The sequence below is a fragment of the Candidatus Avelusimicrobium sp. genome, from assembly GCF_056976295.1.
Window position 1 is genome coordinate 22,705 of record NZ_DBMCTG010000002.1, and the last position, 20,405, is coordinate 43,109.

The window sequence follows — 20,405 nt, forward strand, 5'->3', positions numbered from 1 at the left end:
CCTTTACCGGGTAATAAAAAAGCGGTCCAAGCCGTCGTTATCGTTGTTAAAATTGTGCTTGTCGGGGTTGTTCCACTCCCAAAAGTGCGTGGCAAATAAATAAGTGCCCAGCGCGGTGGTAAACGCGCTCAACAGGTAGAACCCTTGGCGCATTTGGTATTCGTACCCCTCGGTTCCCAGCCATTTGTGCATATAGTCCCAGTCCGGCAGCGTTTCCGGCCCCGCGTTTAATAGGGTGATTACCGGGTCCAAACTGCACCCCGTGTAATGCCCCACACTATAAAACGCTACTGCAAGTAAAAACAGACAGCCGTCTGCCTGGATTTCTTTGCCTTGCCGCAAAAAACAAAAATACGCCAGTAACGGTACCCCTACTTCGGTAAGTGTACCGCCCCAAATGGACCACATAAAATTTCCGCCGGAAAGAAACCTGAAAATAGGGTGTCCGGCCTCGTGTATGCCGATAGTAAAGAACCAAAATATCCCCGCCAACGGACAATGGTGCGGCCCTTTAAACCACGCATAACATAAGGCCGTTGCCACCATAATAAACAAAATCCCCTTCCAACCGTAGCGGTGAAAAAGCGGGCCTTTTCGCATCGGGTCAATAAAATCAAAAAGATGTCGCATATGTATAGTTTCTCCCCTTGAAAATATATTGTACCCCAAAAATGGCTTTTCCGGTTAAAAAACTTTTTATACCGCGTAAAAGGGGTTAGTTTTTTTAATATCACAGACGGAGACTTTTTAAACTAATCTGTTTTTGGCGTTGCGGGAATTTGCCTGTATTGCTACTGTAACAAAGACGGATACCAATCCGTTAAATTTGTTCAGAAACGTTTACGGGGGTAAACAATGAACTGTATAAAAACCGTACTGGCGGCAGGGCTTATTTTAGCCTTTACCGCCGCCAACGCGCAAAATACCGCGCCGCTTTCTGCTAAGCACGAACAGCGGCTTGCCTCCCGGCAAAAATTGGAACAGGATTTATCCGCTGATTGTCGGTTGGGGCACATTAAACTAAAACAACTGCTGCAAGATAAACTCGGCCTGCAAGTTGGCGCCGATATTTCCTACACCTTGCAGCGCGGCGCCCCGTCCGGCAAACAGACGGCGGTGCAGGGTATTTATTACCCGTACCTTACTTGGTCCTTGTTTAAAGATTCGTCTTTCGGTTCGGGCCAAGTGAACTTCAACTATAATCTTATCCGCTATTGGGGAACTTCGGCCGCCGCGATACAAAATCGCGTGAAAACAGCCGTAGCGTTTAATGATTATTCCACCAACCAGGAAATCTTCTCTCAACTGACTTATACGCATACGTTGCCTGGGGAACTGGACTGGCTGTCGGTTACGTTGGGGCAATTCCCGCTGTATAACTTTGACGGTACGGAATATATTGCAAACCAACAAACCGCATTAATGAACTATTCCTTGGCGCAAAATGCGTCGTCTGCGTATCCGTCGGCCTCGCTCGGCGCGTATATGCAGGCGCAAGCAGGCGCGTGGACACTCAGTGCCGGCTATCAGGATGCAACCAATCTTTCCGGTGCGCAACTGCGCGTAAAAGATGCGTTCCGTGGGGCTTATACCGGGTTTGGTGCAGTCCAATGGGCGCCAGAGTTTGCGGGTAATCCCGGCCAGTACGGCGTGATGTATTATTATCAGCCGTCCGTAGAGGGACAGGAAGAAAATGTAAACGGCTGGTCCGTAAATATGCAGCAAAATATGGGCGAAAAATTAGCGTTTTTCGGGCGGGCTAACGGCTCCTCCGGCGGGGCTACGCCCGTCAAACTTTCGTATGCTGCGGGGGCCGCGTGGTTAAATCCGTTAGAGCGCAACACGCAGGACGCCATTATCATAGGGGCCGCGTATAACCGGCTGAGCAAAAAAGGGATGGATTATCCCCCCTATATGCGCTCGGGTGAGGTTGTTTTGGAAGCCCAATGGGTGTGGGGCATTGGCAAATTTATAACGGTTACGCCGGATGTGCAATTTTATCCGCGGGCCGCTTCCAACCCGGACAAGGAGTTCGTAACGGTGGCTGGGTTGCGTACAACCATAATGTTGTAGTGGGGTAAATTAAAAACAGGAGATGTATCTATGGAAAATAATTTAGTATTGGGAACGCGTTATCCAACTTTGGCGTTTATTTCTGGCGGGGCCGGGCAGGCGGCAGACGGTATTCCGCCCCAGCCGTTTGAAACATTTTGCTATGATTCGGCCCTTTTGCAAGCAAAGATAGAAAATTTTAACGTAGTGCCTTATACATCGGTACTGCCCAAGGAACTTTACGGCAATATTTTGCCCGTTGACAAGGTGGCTTCCCACTTTAAACACGGGGCGGTGCTGGAAGTGATTATGGCCGGAAACGGCGCACGCATAGAGGACCACAAGGCTATTGCCACAGGTGTCGGCGTGTGCTGGGGAAAGGACAAAAAAGGCAATTTGGTAGGCGGCTGGGCGGCTGAATATGTGGAGTATTTTGATACACCCATTGATGACGAAATTGCCGAGGGACACGCGCATATGTGGCTCAATAAATCTTTGCGGCACGAGTTGAAAATACGCGGCGTGGAAAAGCACAGCGAGTTCCAAATTTGGCACAACTACGTCAATATCACCCAGCCGTTTGCGTATTGTTTAACGGTAATGGGCTTTTTGAACTTTAAGTTTGCAGAACCTGTAAACGTAAAATAAACCTGTAACGGTTTTGGGGGATATATGGGAGAAAACAAACAAACTGCCGGCAAGTTGGGGGTTATCGGGCTGGCTTGTATTGTAATCAGTTCAATGGTCGGGGGAGGCGTTTTTTCCCTCCCCCAAAATATGGCCGCCGGGGCCAGTGCGGGCGCGGTGTTAATTGCGTGGCTGGTAACGGGTATCGGGATGTATTTTATCGCCAATACGTTTAGCATATTGTCGCGCGTAAAGCCGGATTTAACCTCCGGTGTGTATATGTACGCCCGCGAAGGATTTGGGCGGTATGTGGGGTTTACGATTGGCTGGGGTTATTGGCTGTGCCAAATTTTTGGCAATGTGGGTTTTGCCGTAATTACAATGGATGCGCTGAATTATTTTTTTCCGCCGTATTTCGCGGGCGGAAATAATCTTTTATCCATTGTGTGCGGTTCGGTGCTGATATGGGTGTTTAACTTTGTGGTTTTGCGCGGGGTGCGCCAAGCCGCTATTTTAAACGTTATCGGTACGGTGGGTAAGTTGGTGCCGATATTGCTGTTTTGTCTTATAATGCTTTTTGTGTTCCATTTGGATAAATTTGATTTTAACTTTTGGGGTCATATTGCAGAAGACGGCAAAACTTTGGGCAGTTTGGGCGCGCAGTTAAAAAGCACAATGCTCGTAACCCTCTGGGCGTTTATCGGTATAGAAGGCGCAGTTGTACTGTCCGGCAGGGCTAAAAGCCAGGCGGCTGTCAGTAAAGCCACTTTTTTAGGTTTTTTGGGATGCTTGGTTATTTATTTGGGGCTTTCGATCTTGCCGTTTGGTTTTTTATCGCAAGAGGAACTGGCGGCGATTGCCAACCCCTCTACGGCGGGTGTGCTGGAAAAAGTAGTCGGCCCGTGGGGTGCGTGGGTGATGAACATCGGTCTGTTGATTGCGGTGCTTTCCAGTTGGTTGGCGTGGACAATGATTTGCGCCGAAATTCCCGCCGCGGCGGCGGAAAACGGTACTTTCCCAAAACAGTTTGCCGTGCAAAATAAAAATGGCGCACCGTCTGTTTCCCTGTGGGTTACAAGTGCGCTTATGCAACTGGCTATTTTAATGGTATATTTTGCAAGCAACGCTTGGAATACAATGCTTTCCATTACCAGCGTAATGGTGCTGCCCGCGTATTTGGCAAGTACGGCCTATTTATGGAAGATGACTGAGGACGGCGAATTTGCCCAAATCAGTAAAACGGGCCGGGCGGCGGCTTTGTTTACGTCCACCTTGGGGACGTTTTACGGCTTGTGGCTTGTATATGCGGCAGGGCTTAAATATTTGTTCCTGGCAGTGATTTTTTTGGCGTTGGGGATTCCCGTATTTATTTGGGCGCGGTGCCAGCAGACCGATGACGGAAATATTTTTACACCGGGCGAAAAGGCCGTTTGCACGCTTTTAGTGCTTTTTGCGCTGACGGCGGTATATGTCTTTGCACGGGGGCTTGTAAGCATTTAACAGGCGCACCTGTTTTAGCGCAAGGCAGGCCGGGTGTATTTCCATACGCCCGGCCTTTTGAGGGCCTAAAAGAAAATAGGACTTTGGACCCTTGCGACGGACACGGCAGGCGGATATACTATATTTATGAAGATATTTCTTGCTTTATCCGTTTTGTTTTTATCGGTGTTCGCCGCGGCGGCTCCGTTTGGGCATTTGGAAAATGTATCCACCCAACGGACGGTGTTTTTAGCGGACAAACTGGTTAAAAAACAGCCTATTACCTATTGCCTGCAAAAGGGAGATTTTGAAACGATTTCCGCCCCCCTTTCGGACCTGACACGCCAAACGCAGGCCGCCCTTAATGAGTGGACCCGCGGTGTAGCCCTGCATATAGAAGCGGCAGGACGAAAGAAGGAATTTGCGGATATTATTCCCCTTTTAAAAAGTGCGCAATTTACCGAAGTTCCGTGCGATTTATCCAACCACCCGGCGGCCGGGGTGTTTTTTCTGGCGCGCAAAAATGCGCAAGAGGCTGATATTACGATTTTGGTGTCTAATAATTATTGTGAGGGCCATTTCCATAAAACTTCTTCTTTTTATACCGAGCAAATGTCCCCCGCTAAACCCTTTATCTGTCTGCAAACGCACTACGCCAGTATTCCAAATGATAACGAAAACCTTTCGCAAGCCGGGCTTTCCGCCGAGCAAAAAAATATCTTAACGGACGCTCCTAAAATATTATCGCGCGTGGCTTCTGGCGCCTATGCGGCGGACGACCAACGCCGTTTGTGGATATTAAACCGTTTGTACTCTTATGACGGACCTACTTATTTGGCGGCGGTTACGCACGAACTGGGCCACGCCTTTGGCCTGGCGGACGAATACACGGGTTCCGGTGTGGACCCGCTGTACAAAACCGCCACGCCTGTTTCCGGGATAATGAAGCGTTTGTACGACCCCTTGGGATGCAGCGAAGTGGACGGGTTGATTACCCTTTTGGACCGCTACACGCATACGAGCCGTACTTTTACCAGTTTTTGCGGAAAGGATATAACCTTTGTGTCTGGGGTGCAGAAGGTATTGAAAAATATCCCCACCAAATTGCGTGTGCGCCCGGGATTAGTGGAGAGGTGGAGCCTTACGCCTGTTTCACCCACCGCCAAGACAATGCTTTACGAAAGTGTCCGTCAGGCAGACGCTTTGGACGAAACCACCCGCACCGCCGCCGTTTCCTTGGGAGCAGCGGACGAAATTTATTCCCGCGGGGCGGTTTTGCCGGGGAACCTCCGGCAAGGTGCTTGGTTAATTATTGCGCGCCACGGAAAAAAATACAAAGCCGCGCAAGTGCAATACAATGCTTCGGGTCGTGTGGCCCATGTCCGCCGGATACAGGTAAAGCCCACGCAAGCGGTGCAATATTTCGCCGAAATCAAGGCTGCTGAAAAATCCCCCCTTTCCGTGGATAAATAAGTACAATATTTTTATGGCAACTATCAAAGAAGCGGTAAAATTAATAAAAAATGCCCGCTATGCGGTAGCGTTTACCGGGGCAGGCATTAGCGTAGAGAGCGGTATTGCGCCCTTTACGGGGGCTGGCGGCTTGTGGAACCAGTACGACCCAAAATTTATTGAAATTAATTTTTTTGAAACCCACCCCAAAGAGTCCTGGGAAGAAATGAAGAAAATATTTTTTACCGATATGGACGAGGCTGATCCCAACGCGGCACATAAAGTGCTTGCCAAATTGGAACAAAAAGGGCTGTTAAAGGGTGTGATTACGCAGAATATAGACGGCCTGCACCAAAAGGCGGGGTCTAAAAATGTACAGGAATTCCACGGAACGATTAAAACGCTATCCTGCCTGTCCTGTGGGCGGAAATATAATTTAGAAGATGTAAATTTAGACAATGTTCCCCCTCTGTGCTTTTGCGGCGGGGTACTAAAACCCGATTTTGTGTTTTATGGCGAGGGTATCCCCGTTAAGGCTTACCAAAATTCCTTGGAAATGGCCCAAAATGCTGATGTAATGGTAATTGTGGGTACGGCAGGGCAGGTAATGCCCGCTTGCAGTCTGCCGCTTACCGCCAAGCAATTCGGCGCGCAGATTATAGAGGTTAACCCGCAAGCCTCCGCCTTTACCGGGAGCATTACAGATTTGTACTACCCGATGAAGGCCACGAAATTTTTTACTGAGTTAGAAAAGGAAATGAAATTATGACAAAATTTGATGATTTTTTAGAATGGTTGGAAGCAAACCCTTGGATTGTGCTTTGGGTCGGAGTCTTGGCTCTGTGCGGATTTTTTAGGGGGCTATATTATTGGAAGGTCCCTTTTACGGTTTCCGCTTTGGGGAGCGGTATCGTGGTAGGCCTATTAGTTGGTTTGGTATTTTTGGTCGCGTGTGCGCTAAATGCCGAAACCGGCCCAAGTTACTCTCCGTGGGCCGCCGTAGTAGTGCCTTTTGTTGTGGCGGGGGCGCTGGTGGCGGGATTAGTGTGGTTGTCTTACCATTATTGGCAGTATGTGTGGACTGCGCTTACCGCTTTACTATTAGGAACGATTATTTTTACGTCTATAAAACATTAAAAAAAGGCGGCTTGTAAGCCGCCTTTTTTTAGCGGGGTTGTTCCCCAAAGCGGTTTTCCCCCTCGGTTCCAGGGAGTAACATACAAATAAACAGCGCAAGCCCGCCCAAGTAGGGTACAAACAGCAAAAGTTGCCACCAGCCGCTCATCCCGATATCGTGCAAGCGGCGCGTGCGCAGGGAAAGCGGCAAAAGCAATGCTCCTAAATAGGAGCCGACAATACAAATAATACAGCCAATCCAGCCTACCCCTTCTTGGCTTCCCGGATCGCTATACAGCATAATGCCAATAGCCATACAAAGAAACATTACGATAAACCAGGCGGCAAGCATCAGGGCAATATACCAACACATAAAAAGCCAAAATTCCTTGCGGTTGGCGCGGCCCTTAAAATCAAATAGCCGTTTTAACGGATTAATTAAATAGTTCATTTGGTGAGTTCTTCCGATTCGGTTAGCACAGTTTTTTCCGTTTCGCGCATAGCGGACAAAGTCTTTTCAAACAGTTCTTCCAAGGGCCAACCTAACATATCAGCCCCTTGTTTGATGATGTCGCGCGAACAGCCGGCGGCAAACTTTTTGTCTTTGAATTTCTTTTTTAAACTGGAAACTTCCATATCTTGCGTGCTTTTTGAGGGGCGCATTTTGGCCGCCGCGCCGATAAGCCCGGTCAGTTCGTCTGTGGCAAAAAGCACTTTTTCCATTTCGTGTTCCGGCTTGACGTCCACGGTAATACCGTAGCCGTGGCTGCAAATCGCGCGTATGAGTTCCGGCTCTGCCTTAATTTCCGCCAGCAGTTCAGGCGCTTTTTTACAATGTTCTTGCGGGAATTTTTCAAAGTCTATATCGTGTAACAGCCCGCACAAACCCCAAAATTCTGCTTCGTCAGCATATCCTAATTGTACTGCCAGATAACGCATTACGGCTTCTACCGTCAGTGCGTGCAACAGGTGAAAAGGCTCCTGATTGTATTTTTTCAGCAGGTTTAGCGCTTGCCCGCGCGTAATATTTGTGTGCATATGATAAAAAACTCCTAGAAAGTATATTCATCTAACATAAAAATCTGTACAGAGTGGTCCTCTGCCATATGGCGTTTCATAAAGGTTTTTTTTAGGCTGGGGCGTATGGTGGCGGAATAATAGATAGCCTTGGGCAAGTGCGGAAAATACGCCTTTAAATAGGTATATTTGCCGAAACTGGCCGACACGGCGGCGGGTTCATATGCCTGCCACTCTTTTAGGGCCGCTTCGTTGATGGCGTTCCGTTTTGCGGCACTTTGCTCATCATTTTCAAAGCCTTCCGGTAGTTGTAAAAGTAAGTTGAGTTTATTTTTTTTAATAAGGCGGGCCGTAGGGCCGGGTTGTGTTTCCCAATACAAATGGTCCGTAGGAATATGATAAGCCTTTGCAGTATGTAAAATATAGTCTATATCTGCCTGTGTGAGGTCCGTTTTGAGATCCAGCCACCAATATTTTTCCGCCGGGGCACGCAAGACTGAAAAAATATCATCCGGTTTTATGTGTTTTTTTAGTTGTTTTTCATCGTGCGCCACATAAATTTTTTTATCGTTCTTTTCAGGCACGGCCATTAAATCCAGTTCAAAGCCGGAATATTTATCCTCTTTTTTCTTGGCTCGGCGCGGGGTGTTGACTTGGTGCAGAAATAAAATTTGTTTGGCGGACGTTCCCACGGTATAATCGGACGGCTCCGTTAAGAGTTCCGGCAAGGTGAATTTTTGCTCGGTATATACATACATAAAAGCCGTATAGGCCCCTGTTAAAACAAGAGCCAACAAAACAAGCGCTAAAACCAAACGGTAAGTTCTCATAGCCTTTCGGACAAAAAAATACCGCCCCCGTAGGAGCGGTATTTTTATAAATTAGTTATTGGCGGGACCGAAGCGGTTTTCGCCTTCGTTGCTGGGAAGCACGGCAAAAACAAACAACACAAGACCACCGATAAAAGGCACGAGGTTCAAAAGAAGCCACCACGCGCTTTTGTTGGTGTCGTGCAAGCGGCGGGCCAAAATAGCCAAGGACGGCAATAAAATTGCCAACTGGCACAGTGTATAGATGATATTGCCGGTTTTACCCAAGAAACTAACCACCGCGGCAAGAATCAAGAAGGCGATAAACGTAAACAATACATACAGCCAATATTGTTTGCGGGTTGCGCGGCCTTTAAAATCTACATAATGGTTTTTAAAAACATCCAAAAAATATTTATTAATCATAATTTCTCCTTTAAACAACTACTTAATTTATAGCACAAATTTTAGGCGCGTTTCAAGTTATTTGTAAAACTTGGCAAAGGTTTTAAACGCTTCCCCGATTTGGGCCGGGTCTGCCCCGTCCGAGATAGGGGTAAAGTTTTCGTCGTAAAATTCCAAGTTCCCGTAAGCATCCATTACCGTTAATTTGTCCCCGGTGCGAACGGCCTTTTTGGTGTAACTGGAAATAATGCTAAACGGGCGCGGGGTGCTGTCAAACAAGTCTTGGCCGATAGAGTAGGCAGCCGGCAGATTGGCACAGCGGTAAACGTGCGTTAAAACCGTGGGCGCAACATCATAGTGGTTAGTGCGGTAGGTGAGCGTTTGGGCGGGCGCGCCGGACGGACTCCACACAAAAAGCGGAACGTGCGTTTGGTACTTGGCAAAATTACTATTGTGGCCCCAAAAATTGTTGCGCGTATCGTTAATTTCCTGTCCGTGGTCTCCCGTCAACACAACCCAAGTATTTTTTAAAAGCCCGCGCTTTTGTAAGTCCGTCAGCAGGCGGTCTATCATTTTATCGGTAAAGTGCAGAGAGTTTTTATAGCGGTTCATATACGGGGTGGGCTCCGTGTTTTTAGTTAAAAGAAGGTAATTCATCGCTTCTCCGGCAGGTTTAAAAATTTGGTCCTCTTTGGGTGAATCACTGCCGTGCGGAGCATCTAAAAATACAAAACCGAAAAACGGCGTCTTGGGGTCGTGTTTATCTAAAAAGGTTTCAAAATCCGTTACGGCATCTATATCCCTTTCCCATTTGGTTTGGCCCTTGGATTCCAGGCGCAAATTGGGGATAGCGGCAAAAATATTTTGGTGGAAGGCCGGGCTGTTTAATTTGCCGCTGCTGTAAATGGCGGGAGTATAGCCCAGGGTTTGCGCCTCGCTAACCAAAACGGGCGGCAGATGACGGCTGGTAAAATCGTTCCAATACGCATAGGGCATTGAATAAAAGAGTGAAAAAACGCCCGCTTCGGTGGCATTTCCGCCGCTTAAATGGTTGGCAAAATAGTTGGCTCCTGTTTGTTTGCTCCATTGGGTCAAACGGGGCATAATTTCAGGTGTAAAACTGTCAGAGCGCCACGATTCTACCAAAATAATAAGCACATTTTGCTTTTTATCCGGCGCACAGGAAAGCGTATTTAGCGGATAGGCTAATTTCCCGCGTGCGGGCAGCGCATACGGCTCGCGCTTAGGCTCAAAGCCCATTTTGCGCAGGCGGCGGTTGGCGGAAAGTGGATTGGCGAATGGAAGTCTGTCCCGCTGGGCGGTAATGGACGGAACCATCATAAACTTGGCCCACGCAAATAAACCGTTATATACAAATAAAATCATTACCAAAAATACACTTGCCCAAACGAGGGCTTTATTGGACAAGGTGATTTTTTTGCTGATTAGCGTCAGACCCCACGCGGCTGCAAACAAAATAACCAACCCCGCAAATGCCATTACCCAAGTAGCGGCCGGGAACATAAAGATTTCCCGCCCGGCCGGCCCAAAAAACAGTTCCAACATCGCAGGGCTAATGTGAAAGCGGTATTGGGAATAGACGATAATGTCCAGTACAAAAAAAAGCGAGAAAATTCCCCCCCACGCGGTAGCCGCGGCTTGCAGTGCGCGCGGGCCGATTAAACGGAACGGAAGTGATAATATAAAAAGCCCTGCGGCAAAGAGCGACATTTGCCCCGGGATAAAAAATACCGTAAAGAGATTTCCGTAAAAATCGCCCGAAAAGCCGCCTGTTTTAAAATAAAAAAGGGACAAAATGCACCACACCAGCCAGTTAATAAGTACAAAAGCACAGAGGTTTCTAATTTTCATAAAAAAGTCCTTGAAAGGGTTTGTTAAATTATATCTTTTTTGGCGGTTTGACGACGTAAAAACTCTACGCATCGGGCCAATTCGGTTTCTGTCAGCCTCAATACACTACCTGCCAGACGGTTTACTTCGCTTTCCAAAAATTCCGTATTTGTCTGCTGATTTTTGGTTTTTAAAGTGTAAATTTGCTTTGCCAGTTTTTCAAGTGCGGCCTGTTCCTGTTTCCCGGCAAAAGGTACGGGCAAATCGTTTAGCGGGGCGGAGTAAAGTTCCAGCAAATTCCCCTTGCGTTTACCCTTGTAAAACAGCCACGCATAATACGGCGCAGAATTAAACAAAGCCAGCAAATACCATAGCGAAACCCCGCGCGGGGCCGATATAAAATACACATCAGAACTGGCATACCACGGCCCAGGCGTATAGGCAAAGGTGTTTTTGGGGGCGCGTTGGGGCACGGCCAGTTTAGGGGCATCAAAATTCATTTTTCGCCGTACGGAGCCAAACCAATATTCCCCCCGCTTTAAAACTTTGTCTATACCGTTGTTGTTTTGCTTGCGTGCGAGTAAAACGGGCGCAAATTTTTGCAGGTGCGTACGCAAGGCGGAATATCGGGAAAAATCGGTATTTTTATCTCCGGGATAGAAAAAATCAATCAGCCAGCGGTTTGGAATCTGCCGTGGCGCATAAGGAAAAATATCGGAATTTTTAAAAAACGGTTTTAATTTTGTTTTTTCTGTTTCGGACAGAAATAAACCTGTTTTTTCGCGTGAGGATAAAACAAACACGCCGTCGCCTTTTTTAATACCGGGAAGTGTAAATTTTTTTAAGTGGGCGGCAGAAATTTTGTCGCACCCTGTCATCAGCCCGTTTGTAACAGCGGCTACCTCTTTTAAGGTGCGCGTAACCTTTTCCATTTTGGCGAGTACCTTGTTTAAATTTTCCCCGGTTTGCAGAAGCAGATAATCATTGGGGCCGCGAAAAAGCGCATATTGGGGAACGGGCATACCATTTACGGTGCAGAGGGTTTCGCTTTTGCCCTTTTCAAAAATACTTATTAAACTGTGGTGTCCGCCGGCCGCGGCAAAGAGGCGCTGTTCGCCAAAGTCCTGCAAATGCACAAAAGTTGCATTTTGGCGTAAGGTTTTGCGCAAGAGAGCGCCCCCTTGCGCGGTAGCAAAGTAAGGGGTGGTCAAAAAACCTGCGGTGCCGGACGAGTGTAATATTTTGAGCGCGAGAAGAAAAAACAGATAAAGCAAATCACTTTTCGGCATTATTTGATTTTGCCAAAGCGGATTTGTGCGTAACGGTTCAAAAACGGCGCGGTGGTTCTTCTGCCCGACGTATGGCGGATTGGAAAGAACTATATCAAATCCGTTCTTTTGGGTAAATACGGCAGGAAATTCCGTTTGCCAAATGGGTTGGCCGTTGACTGCTGATAGGGCATCTAATACCCGCAAATTAGGAAAATCGCGGGGTGTTAGGTCAGTTAAAAGAGCCAGGCGCAATTTAAAGGTGTCTATGGCCTGCCGGGAAATATCGCCCGCGTACAAATTCTGCCGGACCACTTGCGCTAAAATTTGCCCGTAAGGCCTTTGCGGCTTGGCTTTATGGATAAGGTTCGCCAGTTTTTGCGCAAAAGGAATTAGTAAATTTCCAGCCCCGCAGGCCGGGTCGCATACGGTTAGATTTTTTAAAAAAATAAGCGTTTTGCCCCCCGCCGTTTGGGTGCCGTTTAGCAGGGCTTGTGCGGTTGGGGCAGGTAAGCCGCCTTGGCGGCATAAAACATAAAACAAAGTTTGCTCGGCCAACTGGCGGGCTACCGTATCCGGCGTATAAAAAACACCTTTTTCACGTCCGTCCGATTGTAACAGGGCTTGCAAAAATCCTAAATCTGCGGGAGAAAAGTCTGTTTTATTTAGGGCTTTTACGAGCCACGGAGGTAAAACCGGTTTTTTAGGCAGAAAACCGGACCACGCGCGGGCTTTATCTCCCACCAATTTATGGACCAAGGCAGCATACAAACCTGTCAGCGGGTAATCTTCCTGCCGGCAAAGGAGCAAAAGGTTTGTAAGGGTGCGCGGGAGCATATAAAAATATCCGTTACTTTATTCTGGCACAGAATATAAAATGAGGAGGCGGGCCATTTTAATAAGCCCGCCTCGGTGCATAATAAAATGCGTTATTTCACTTTTTTGCCTTGTTCCAAGAGCAAGGTGAAAGTGGTCAGGTTAGTTACCTCGTCGGGACCGAAGAATTGAATCGGTCCGGGGAAGGTGTAAAGGTCCAACTCGGCCCAATCGGCGCGGTTTTTAAGCAAATGCTTAAAGGGTTCGCCTTTGAGTTCCACGAGAGCCTTTTTGATAACCGGTTTTTCTTTACCTTTGCGGCGTTCAATGTTCATCATCATTGTCAGCGGGATACCGCCGCATTCCCAATCTTGCGCTTTTTTAGTCAGTTTGCGTACGGAAGAAAGGTAGCCCGAGCATTTGTTGAGTGCCAAAACGGCGGCATTGTAGCCCAAGGCATAGGTATAGTTCGCGTCAAAGGTGGACGGAATACCGCAGCGGCCTTCGTACCCGAAGAAGTGCGTAATGGCGGAGAATTTACCGTCGTATTTGCCTTCCTTCTTCATTTCGGCGAGTTTCGTGCGGAGCATTTCCACCAAAAGTTTTTCGGTTTCAATCAAGGAAACCTGTACGTTGCCGTGCGGGTCGCGGTCCAGCATCAACTGGCTGGCGATACCGGCGGGCAGGGATTTCATCAGGTCGGCGAGTTTGGCCGGGAGTTTGGAAATGATAAAGGCTTTCTTTTCAGCCACGGTGTTCATTTTGGACAGTTCCGCTTCGTTTTCGGCCAACGAGTCGTTAAGCGCGCTGATGAGTTCCTTCATTTCCGGGATAAATTCAATTAATCCTTCCGGCACTAATACCACACCGTAGTTTTTGCCCGCTTTGGCGCGTTTGGCAATGAGTTTAGCCAAATCGTCCACAACTTGGCCGAGCGTCATTTTTTTAGCCAATACTTCTTCGCCGATAAGAACTGCGTTGGGATGCGTTTTAAAGGCTACTTCCAACGTAATGTGGGAGGCGCTTCTGCCCATCAGGCGGACAAAGTGCCAATATTTGCGTGCGGAATTGACGTCGCGTTCAATATTGCCCACGAGTTCCGAATAAATTTTGGTAGCGGTATCAAAACCGAAAGAGGTTTCAATTTGTTTGTTTTTGAGGTCGCCGTCAATCGTCTTGGGCACACCGATAACGGAAATATCCACACCCTGTTGTTTTAAATATTCGGCAATTACGCAGGCGTTGGTATTGGAGTCGTCGCCCCCCACCACTACGAGTGCGTCCATTTTGTTCGCCAACAGATTGTCTTTGGCGGCTTTTAATTGTTCGTCCGTTTCAATTTTGGTGCGGCCGGATTGGATAAGGTCAAAACCGCCGGTATTGCGGTAGTCTTTCATCAAGGCCGGGGTAATTTCAATAAATTTGTTTTCTACGATGCCGCTGGGGCCGCCCAAGAAACCAAAAAGTTTATTTTTGGCGTTGGCTTTTTTAAGACCGTCCAGCAAACCGCCGATGACGTTGTGTCCGCCCGGGGCTTGACCGCCGGAAAGAACCACGCCCACGCGCACGGCCTTTTTGCAGGCGGCGGTATTGGTGCCTTTTACAAAAGTAATTTCAGGCAAGCCGTAGGTGTTGGGGAAAATCCGTTTTACGGCGGCTTGGTCGGCTACGCTTTTGGTCGCTTTACCCAATTTGGGTTTTACGGCCGCGGGGCCTTTTTTGAGGATGTTGGGAAGCACAGGCTGGTATTTGCAGCGGTGCTTTTGAAGATGAGAACAAACGCTTTTAGCGGTATGTTTAGTAGGCATTACTCTTCTCCTGTTAAGATAAAATCTTTACCTTTATTATACAAAATTCCCCCGGGGTGTATTGGGAAAAATAAAATAGTATAAAATAATTAATAACATTTTGGGTCTTTTGGCCCTTGCGAAAAAAACTGTTTTGTTGGACAATATAAAGAGGATGTCTAATTTTTATCTTCTTAATTAAGGGAATTTTCTATTTATGAATAATTTATCTGCTTTGGCTGATTTGTTAAAACGCTTTACCTGTTTGTTTGTTGCCTTTTGTTTTTTTATCCATATTGCTTCCCCGGCAATGGCGCAAGTATCAAAGCCCCGCTTTAAGTTAAACGAAAAGCAAAAAGAAGCATTAGATAAATCCCTAAACCAAAGAACTTTTGAAGCCGTTTCCACCCGAGAAAGCACCTCTTTACCCCGCATTGAACAAGAAAAACGCCTGCAACAGCAAGTCTATAAAATTGACCAAGGCCGCCTAAGTGATAAAGACAAAGCCCGTTTAATCCAGATAGACGGTTTATTAAATCCGAATAGTACCTTTTCCTCCAAAACTGCCAAAGATGCTTTTGCCACCTTTAAAACGGAACTGACCAAAGATACTGCCGCACAGAAGAAAGCCCAACTTGCCCAAGTAAACGAGCGCGCCGCCCAAGCCAAGGCGGATTTAAAGGCCCAAGCCAACCAAATGATTGACTCCGGCAAATACGATACGGCCCAAGTGGAAGAGTGGCGCAAAGGAAATGAAGCCCTCATTAATAAGTGGCAGCAGGATTCCGTTGCCCAATTAAACGCTTGGAGCAAAAAACGCAATGCACAGGCCGAGAAGATTTTTAACCAGGCGCAGGCGGACTCTTTGGCACGGTTGGAAAAGCAAATTTTCCAAGCCGTAAAAGATTTGTTTGTTTTAAAGGATAAAGCACCCTTTGCCAAACGTAAGTTAATGACCTTGTCCCTGCGTGTGTTGCCCTTGCGCACCCGCGACGGAAAATCCTTTTTTACCCCCCAACAAAAGCAAACCTTGCACTCTTTATATACGAATGCCTTAAAATCGGCCAAGTGTGATAAAGACTGTTCTTTCCCGCTTACGGCGGTAGTGGGGCTTGGTATGGTGGGGTCGTCTGTGCAGGATGCCCAATTAGTGGAAAACTTTATGGAGAAGCAGCGCGCGGGCGCATACTCTGTGCCGGTGCTTCTGGCGGGCGCAAGTGCTCTCTTGGCAATGAAGCAATACGGCGTTTTGCGCGGGTTTATTCATTCCGCCACCGAGAAAGAGCGGGATATTTCCCATTTAGATTTGTTCAGTGTAACGACCGCCGTAGATGTGCTTAAAAATATTAACGGGCAGTATTTGGGCGAGGTTTCCAAATATGCCGTTTATCCGTTGACAAAGGACGTATCCAACACCGCCGCTTTTGGTAACGCGTGGGAAGATTTGGCCTTATTGTTGGCAACGGAGGGCAGTAAAGAAAGTTTGGCAATTCTTAAAGAATTTGGGGTGGACCGCTGCGTTGTATATGTTTCCAAAACCGTAACGCTTAAAAATGAATATAAAATGGCCTGCACGGGTATTGTGCCGTTCCTGGCGGGTGCTTTGCATAGTGGTAAAAGCGGTGCAGAAAATTATACCCCGCAAGGCAATTATTTACAGCCCGGTGCGTATTTAGATTCCTTTGGACGCAGTGTACAGATTACCCCCCAACAGGCTTCTCAAAACCGTAAAGGTTGGGAATCCCGCCGCGCCCTTTTTAACCAATATCTTGCAATTACAGGTCTTTCCGCCTCTGCCGCCGTGGCACGGCATTTGTTTAAGCAAAGTATGGGCGATTTGAGCGCGGAAAGTGAACTGCTTTTAGACCAAAAATTATATAAAGTGTATGCTTCTTCCGCCAAGAAGCGCGCTCCCAGACCGGGCTATGCTATTTCCGCTTACAGCCGCGGAAGTGCCGCTTATAATGCCAAGCGTGTCCGTCAGGACCGCACCAACTGGTGGTTGAAGGCTGCGCAATATGCCGATATTGCCATTTTGGTATGGTGTTTGGTGGATATTTCCAAACTCGCCTTAAAGGGAGCCAACTTGGGCCGTGCTATGTACAAGGCGATGAATATGGCCCGTTCGGGTGCTACCGTAACCCAACGCGCAATGATGCTCCGCCGCTTTAATGTGGTAAAACCGTTGCGCACGATGCGCAATATCCCGGTGCGCTTGCGCAAGGGGTTGGAGCCGGTTGTGCTCGCGCAGTTGCCGCAATTTGCCACCGTGCCCACCACGGCGGAACTGTTAAAAGTTCCGGGAGGATTTGTGCCGGCGGCCTCTAAATTAGTGGCTTCCAATTTAAAATTTTCTGCCGAAGTTGGTGTGTTGTCCGTCGGAAAGCCGGCGGCGGTACACCCCACGGTGTTAAACGAGGGCGAAGTGGCCAGCCTTAACGCCTCGTTAGCCGCAGCCACCCAGCGTGCCAATACCGCGTTTGCCAACCGCGGCACCTTAGCCAAATTAACCACGGTAAGCGCGGACGGTGCCTACCGCCAGATGTTAGCCAAAGAAATTTCCCAGTTGGGCGCTTTGCCGGGCTATAAACCGGGCGAAACGGCCTCTTTTGCGGCGGAAGTAAAGAATTTAAAAACGGTAAAAGTGCCCGAAAATATAGCCTCTTTTGAACGTCGTCCGCTTCTTTCCAATGGACAGCCGGACGGAGTGGCCCTTAACAGTTTATTATCCGCTACTTTGGGTAGTGCGCCTACTGCCCAACAAACGGCCTATGTTACAAACTTGCTTACCCAAACGATTCAAAAAACAAACGCGCAATATGCCGCCAAGAGTTGGTTCAAACGGAAGTTCTCGCGCGGTTCCTATAAAAAGGCCTTTATGAGCAATTTGGCCCAAACTATGGATGCGGATAAACTCTTTTTAACCGAAGAAACCTATGGCAAAATCGGCCAGGCCCTTATGCACGCGCTTAATGGGGATGCTTCTGTTAAGGCTCCCACCTCTTTGGCAGGCATTGTGGCGGAAAAAGCCGCTCCGGCCAAAAAACAAAAGGTAGCCTCCTTGGGTACAAGTGTGCTGGTGGAGGACGGAGCCGCTCCGGCGGAGTTGCCGCTTAATGTATATGTGGCGTCCGGCTTTGGCGGTGCGAAGAAGGCGGGCTATCAACGCGCTGTATTTACGCAAGGCAAGTCGGGGGTGAAGTTTGGTTTTGGTACCGATTTATCAAGCGTAACTACTCCCGGTAACTTTAAATTGACATTGGCGGATTCCCAAATTCCCGCTTTTGCGGCGGCCGCAGAACGCGCCAATTTAACTTTTCCCTTTGAACTGAAACTGACCTCCACCGGAAAACCCGGCTTCTTTAATTCCTTAAAGAGCCCCTTTGTAAACCGTTGGAATTTGTTCCAGGCACAAAAGGCAGAAACGGGCAAATGGTCGTTTAAAAACATTTTAACACGCAGTAAAGAAGATATGTACGCGCACTCGATTCCGGTTTTCCGCCAGACGGAAGCGGGCGGACTTGTTTCTGTGCCGCTTACCTTAAAGGCTGATACCTATTTGGGCTTGAAAGATGCGCAAATGGTGTTAGGCCCGTCCGGCTCGGTAAATTTCTACCGTGGCGGTCAGTTGCTGACGGGACTTTCCCCTTTCTCTTATGGGGTGCGCAAAACGCAGTTAAAGCCGTTTATGGACATTGTTCGCCAAGCCCCTGCGGGTATGCGCTTTGACCTGACCGTCAAGGGTACACCCAGCAAACTGGTGCCACTCTATATTGCCACCGGGCTTAGTTTGAGTTCCGCTTCGTCCAGTTTAATTGCCCCTCTTGAAAATATTTACGGAGACCGTATTACAGAGACGGATAAAACAATGATTTCTCTTGCATTGCCGTATATCCCGTCTTTGCTGACGCCGGTGTTTTCTCCGCTGGTAATGAAAATCGGTGCGTTAAAAACCGTTAAAATTGCCTTGGGGACGGCCTTTGGCGGCCTCTTGTTTGCGGGTGTGTCCGGCTTTGGCGGTAAGGTAAATGAGGATAATTTGCCCCCCATTTGGCCGTTGTTTGTATCTGGCGCGGCTATTGGTTTATCCTCCGCTTTAAACCGCTCCGGGCTTAACCTGTTAATTGACCGCATTGGCGGCGGCGGTTCTCTGCTTACCAGTATGGCGTTTAAAAATATGGGTTCTATGGCAATGTTACTGCCCCCCATTTTAGCCAATACTTTTGCCCCGGGCGCGACGGACTTTTCGCTTGCGTTCCCGGTGTTGGGCACGATTTCCGCGTTGTCCTTCGGCAGTTTGTATTTCTCACGCATTGACCCCAATATCGGCAAGGTGGCTGGTTTTATGAAATTTAAACCCGTGGCTTTGCGCGGCGGTTTCTATCCGGCCCTGACAAATGCTTGGCAGAATACCCGTACCCTTATGCGAGACGGATGGGGCGAAACATGGGGTTCCTTGCGGATTTTAGCCAGTAAAGAACTACTGCCGCTGACGGCTGCTGCCTTTACCTTTACGGGCTTTGAAGCCGCTACCTTTAACAAAGCGGCCAACCAGTTAATCCGTCCGTCGGTAAAAGGATTTGACTGGATTAACAATAATATTCACGAGGATAACCGCAATAACTGGGTAGCCTTGGTTACAAGCGGCACTGTAGTAGCCTTCCCGCTTTTGGTGCGCTTGCGTGCCAAATCACTCTTGGGTGCGTTAAAAGACCCGCTCCGCCCCGGTTTGGAATATCAGCGTATGCTGAAACTTTCTTACGGGATGAACATTTTGGGCGGCGCTACAATGATGACCTTCGGCTTTGACGGTTTTACAAGCCCCGGTTTCTTGGGTATTGCTTTGGTCGGTATGGGTACGGCCAACGTAACGCAATCTTTGCAGAAATTGGCCAATATGAACGTGGTTCGCGGTGGATATGTGGCCGCCCGCACAAAAGGCCTTGCCGCAGCCGAAGCCGCTGTTGTACGCGATAAGGCCGCTACTACGGCAATGACGGTGTTTTCACTTTCCCAAACGGGCTTGGCTGCCGTGCCGTTAATGGTCAGCCATTATACGGACGGACATATCCAAGCCGGAATTGAGGCCCGCGCAGAGGTGCCGAGGACCTCGCTGTGGATGCCGCTTACCTCTATCGGGCTTAGTATGGGCTTAGCCGCGCCTAGTATTGGCTTATTCCCCAAGCAAATTCCTACGGGTGCATTTGGGTTAACCAAGGGCGTTTTTGGTTCCTACGGCCAGGCGTTTGGGCAAACATATAATTGGTTTACCCCCCAACAGGGCACCCCCTACGGAACCCCGTCCGGCTTTATGCCGATGCCGACCCAAACGGCTTCCCCGGCTCCGGAAGAAAAGAAGTAATTTTAGTGCAAGCCTTTTAAAACGCCCTCTTTTTAGAGGGCGTTTTTGCGTGTGGGGTACAGGCGATTTTTTGGAAATGCCATATTTATTCGGACAAAGAGACTTTTTTCTCTGGAAAAAATCTGTATTTACAATAAGCCGGGAAATGAATTATTTGACAGAAGTTCGGAATATTGCTTTCCCCGTCCTGTAAGAAAACTTTGAATCTTGCGTGAAATTTTTGTAAAATAATCTATATAAAAAGATTTGCGCCCCCATAGCTCAATGGATAGAGCATCTGCCTTCTAAGCAGGGGATATAGGTTCGATTCCTATTGGGGGTAAATATAGAACCCGCGGAAGCGGGTTTTTTATTTGCGCCCAAA

Annotated in this window: 15 protein-coding genes and 1 tRNA gene; 8 read left to right on the plus strand and 8 right to left on the minus strand. The window is 48.2% G+C overall.

Going from position 1 to position 20,405, the window contains the following annotated elements; translation table 11 throughout:
- Window positions 1-3: 3 nt before the first annotated feature.
- Window positions 4-630 (minus strand): hypothetical protein, encoded by a 627-nt coding sequence (locus ACZOTW_RS01210; RefSeq protein WP_483997265.1) that lies wholly within the window; start codon window positions 628-630, stop codon window positions 4-6.
- A gap of 225 nt (window positions 631-855) precedes the next feature.
- On the opposite strand from ACZOTW_RS01210, the gene ACZOTW_RS01215 reads away from it, so the two are divergent.
- The 6 genes from ACZOTW_RS01215 (at window position 856) to ACZOTW_RS01240 (ending at window position 6,747) form a co-directional block, all read left to right on the plus strand.
- On the plus strand, window positions 856-2,073 hold the full coding sequence (locus ACZOTW_RS01215) for a carbohydrate porin (protein ID WP_483997266.1): 1,218 nt from the start codon (window positions 856-858) through the stop codon (window positions 2,071-2,073).
- 30 nt (window positions 2,074-2,103) lie between these two features.
- Window positions 2,104-2,700 carry a pyruvoyl-dependent arginine decarboxylase gene (locus tag ACZOTW_RS01220; RefSeq protein ID WP_177748804.1) on the plus strand — a complete coding sequence of 199 codons (597 nt, stop codon included), beginning with the start codon at window positions 2,104-2,106 and terminating at the stop codon, window positions 2,698-2,700.
- Between the two features lie 24 nt (window positions 2,701-2,724).
- Window positions 2,725-4,179, plus strand: coding sequence for an amino acid permease (locus ACZOTW_RS01225; RefSeq protein WP_428039694.1), 1,455 nt, complete (start codon window positions 2,725-2,727; stop codon window positions 4,177-4,179).
- Between the two features lie 126 nt (window positions 4,180-4,305).
- Window positions 4,306-5,631 carry a hypothetical protein gene (locus ACZOTW_RS01230; RefSeq protein WP_483997267.1) on the plus strand — a complete coding sequence of 442 codons (1,326 nt, stop codon included), beginning with the start codon at window positions 4,306-4,308 and terminating at the stop codon, window positions 5,629-5,631.
- 13 nt (window positions 5,632-5,644) lie between these two features.
- The gene (locus ACZOTW_RS01235; RefSeq protein WP_483997268.1) at window positions 5,645-6,379 is read left to right on the plus strand and encodes an SIR2 family NAD-dependent protein deacylase; all 735 of its coding nucleotides are present in this window, start codon (window positions 5,645-5,647) and stop codon (window positions 6,377-6,379) included.
- Entirely contained in the window at window positions 6,376-6,747 is a 372-nt protein-coding gene (locus ACZOTW_RS01240) for a hypothetical protein (RefSeq protein WP_483997269.1), read from the plus strand. Before ACZOTW_RS01235 ends, ACZOTW_RS01240 begins: the two co-directional genes overlap by 4 nt.
- 28 nt (window positions 6,748-6,775) lie before the next feature.
- Here the strand turns inward: ACZOTW_RS01240 and ACZOTW_RS01245 are convergent, their stop codons facing one another.
- The 7 genes from ACZOTW_RS01245 to ACZOTW_RS01275 all read right to left on the minus strand — a co-directional run bounded on the left by ACZOTW_RS01245 (window position 6,776) and on the right by ACZOTW_RS01275 (window position 14,700).
- On the minus strand, window positions 6,776-7,177 hold the full coding sequence (locus ACZOTW_RS01245) for a DUF805 domain-containing protein (RefSeq protein WP_483997270.1): 402 nt from the start codon (window positions 7,175-7,177) through the stop codon (window positions 6,776-6,778).
- A complete protein-coding gene (locus ACZOTW_RS01250; protein WP_428037374.1) occupies window positions 7,174-7,764 on the minus strand; it encodes a hydrolase in 591 nt (196 codons plus the stop codon). The genes ACZOTW_RS01245 and ACZOTW_RS01250 overlap by 4 nt, the downstream gene beginning before the upstream one ends.
- A gap of 14 nt (window positions 7,765-7,778) precedes the next feature.
- Window positions 7,779-8,573, minus strand: a complete 795-nt coding sequence (locus tag ACZOTW_RS01255; protein ID WP_483997271.1) for a hypothetical protein — start codon at window positions 8,571-8,573, stop codon at window positions 7,779-7,781.
- A 51-nt stretch (window positions 8,574-8,624) separates the two neighbouring features.
- Window positions 8,625-8,978 carry a DUF805 domain-containing protein gene (locus ACZOTW_RS01260; protein WP_428039700.1) on the minus strand — a complete coding sequence of 118 codons (354 nt, stop codon included), beginning with the start codon at window positions 8,976-8,978 and terminating at the stop codon, window positions 8,625-8,627.
- Between the two features lie 57 nt (window positions 8,979-9,035).
- Complete coding sequence (locus ACZOTW_RS01265; protein WP_483997272.1) at window positions 9,036-10,829, minus strand: sulfatase-like hydrolase/transferase; 1,794 nt, start codon at window positions 10,827-10,829, stop codon at window positions 9,036-9,038.
- Between the two features lie 23 nt (window positions 10,830-10,852).
- Entirely contained in the window at window positions 10,853-12,913 is a 2,061-nt protein-coding gene (locus tag ACZOTW_RS01270) for an Eco57I restriction-modification methylase domain-containing protein (RefSeq protein WP_483997273.1), read from the minus strand.
- 92 nt (window positions 12,914-13,005) lie between these two features.
- Window positions 13,006-14,700 carry a diphosphate--fructose-6-phosphate 1-phosphotransferase gene (locus ACZOTW_RS01275; RefSeq protein ID WP_483997274.1) on the minus strand — a complete coding sequence of 565 codons (1,695 nt, stop codon included), beginning with the start codon at window positions 14,698-14,700 and terminating at the stop codon, window positions 13,006-13,008.
- A 196-nt stretch (window positions 14,701-14,896) separates the two neighbouring features.
- On the opposite strand from ACZOTW_RS01275, the gene ACZOTW_RS01280 reads away from it, so the two are divergent.
- Entirely contained in the window at window positions 14,897-20,041 is a 5,145-nt protein-coding gene (locus ACZOTW_RS01280; protein WP_483997275.1) for an MFS transporter, read from the plus strand.
- A 250-nt stretch (window positions 20,042-20,291) separates the two neighbouring features.
- Window positions 20,292-20,363 (plus strand) — tRNA-Arg (locus ACZOTW_RS01285).
- Window positions 20,364-20,405: the final 42 nt, after the last annotated feature.

Bases quoted from the DNA above. Each gene is read 5' to 3' on its own strand.
- ACZOTW_RS01235 (WP_483997268.1), top strand. From the start codon at position 5,645: ATGGCAACTATCAAAGAAGCGGTAAAATTAATAAAAAATGCCCGCTAT.
- ACZOTW_RS01280 (WP_483997275.1), top strand. From the start codon at position 14,897: ATGAATAATTTATCTGCTTTGGCTGATTTGTTAAAACGCTTTACCTGT.
- ACZOTW_RS01240 (WP_483997269.1), top strand. From the start codon at position 6,376: ATGACAAAATTTGATGATTTTTTAGAATGGTTGGAAGCAAACCCTTGG.
- ACZOTW_RS01260 (WP_428039700.1), bottom strand. From the start codon at position 8,978: ATGATTAATAAATATTTTTTGGATGTTTTTAAAAACCATTATGTAGAT.
- ACZOTW_RS01265 (WP_483997272.1), bottom strand. From the start codon at position 10,829: ATGAAAATTAGAAACCTCTGTGCTTTTGTACTTATTAACTGGCTGGTG.
- ACZOTW_RS01270 (WP_483997273.1), bottom strand. From the start codon at position 12,913: ATGCTCCCGCGCACCCTTACAAACCTTTTGCTCCTTTGCCGGCAGGAA.
- ACZOTW_RS01245 (WP_483997270.1), bottom strand. From the start codon at position 7,177: ATGAACTATTTAATTAATCCGTTAAAACGGCTATTTGATTTTAAGGGC.
- ACZOTW_RS01220 (WP_177748804.1), top strand. From the start codon at position 2,104: ATGGAAAATAATTTAGTATTGGGAACGCGTTATCCAACTTTGGCGTTT.
- ACZOTW_RS01250 (WP_428037374.1), bottom strand. From the start codon at position 7,764: ATGCACACAAATATTACGCGCGGGCAAGCGCTAAACCTGCTGAAAAAA.
- ACZOTW_RS01215 (WP_483997266.1), top strand. From the start codon at position 856: ATGAACTGTATAAAAACCGTACTGGCGGCAGGGCTTATTTTAGCCTTT.
- ACZOTW_RS01255 (WP_483997271.1), bottom strand. From the start codon at position 8,573: ATGAGAACTTACCGTTTGGTTTTAGCGCTTGTTTTGTTGGCTCTTGTT.
- ACZOTW_RS01230 (WP_483997267.1), top strand. From the start codon at position 4,306: ATGAAGATATTTCTTGCTTTATCCGTTTTGTTTTTATCGGTGTTCGCC.
- ACZOTW_RS01275 (WP_483997274.1), bottom strand. From the start codon at position 14,700: ATGCCTACTAAACATACCGCTAAAAGCGTTTGTTCTCATCTTCAAAAG.
- ACZOTW_RS01210 (WP_483997265.1), bottom strand. From the start codon at position 630: ATGCGACATCTTTTTGATTTTATTGACCCGATGCGAAAAGGCCCGCTT.
- ACZOTW_RS01225 (WP_428039694.1), top strand. From the start codon at position 2,725: ATGGGAGAAAACAAACAAACTGCCGGCAAGTTGGGGGTTATCGGGCTG.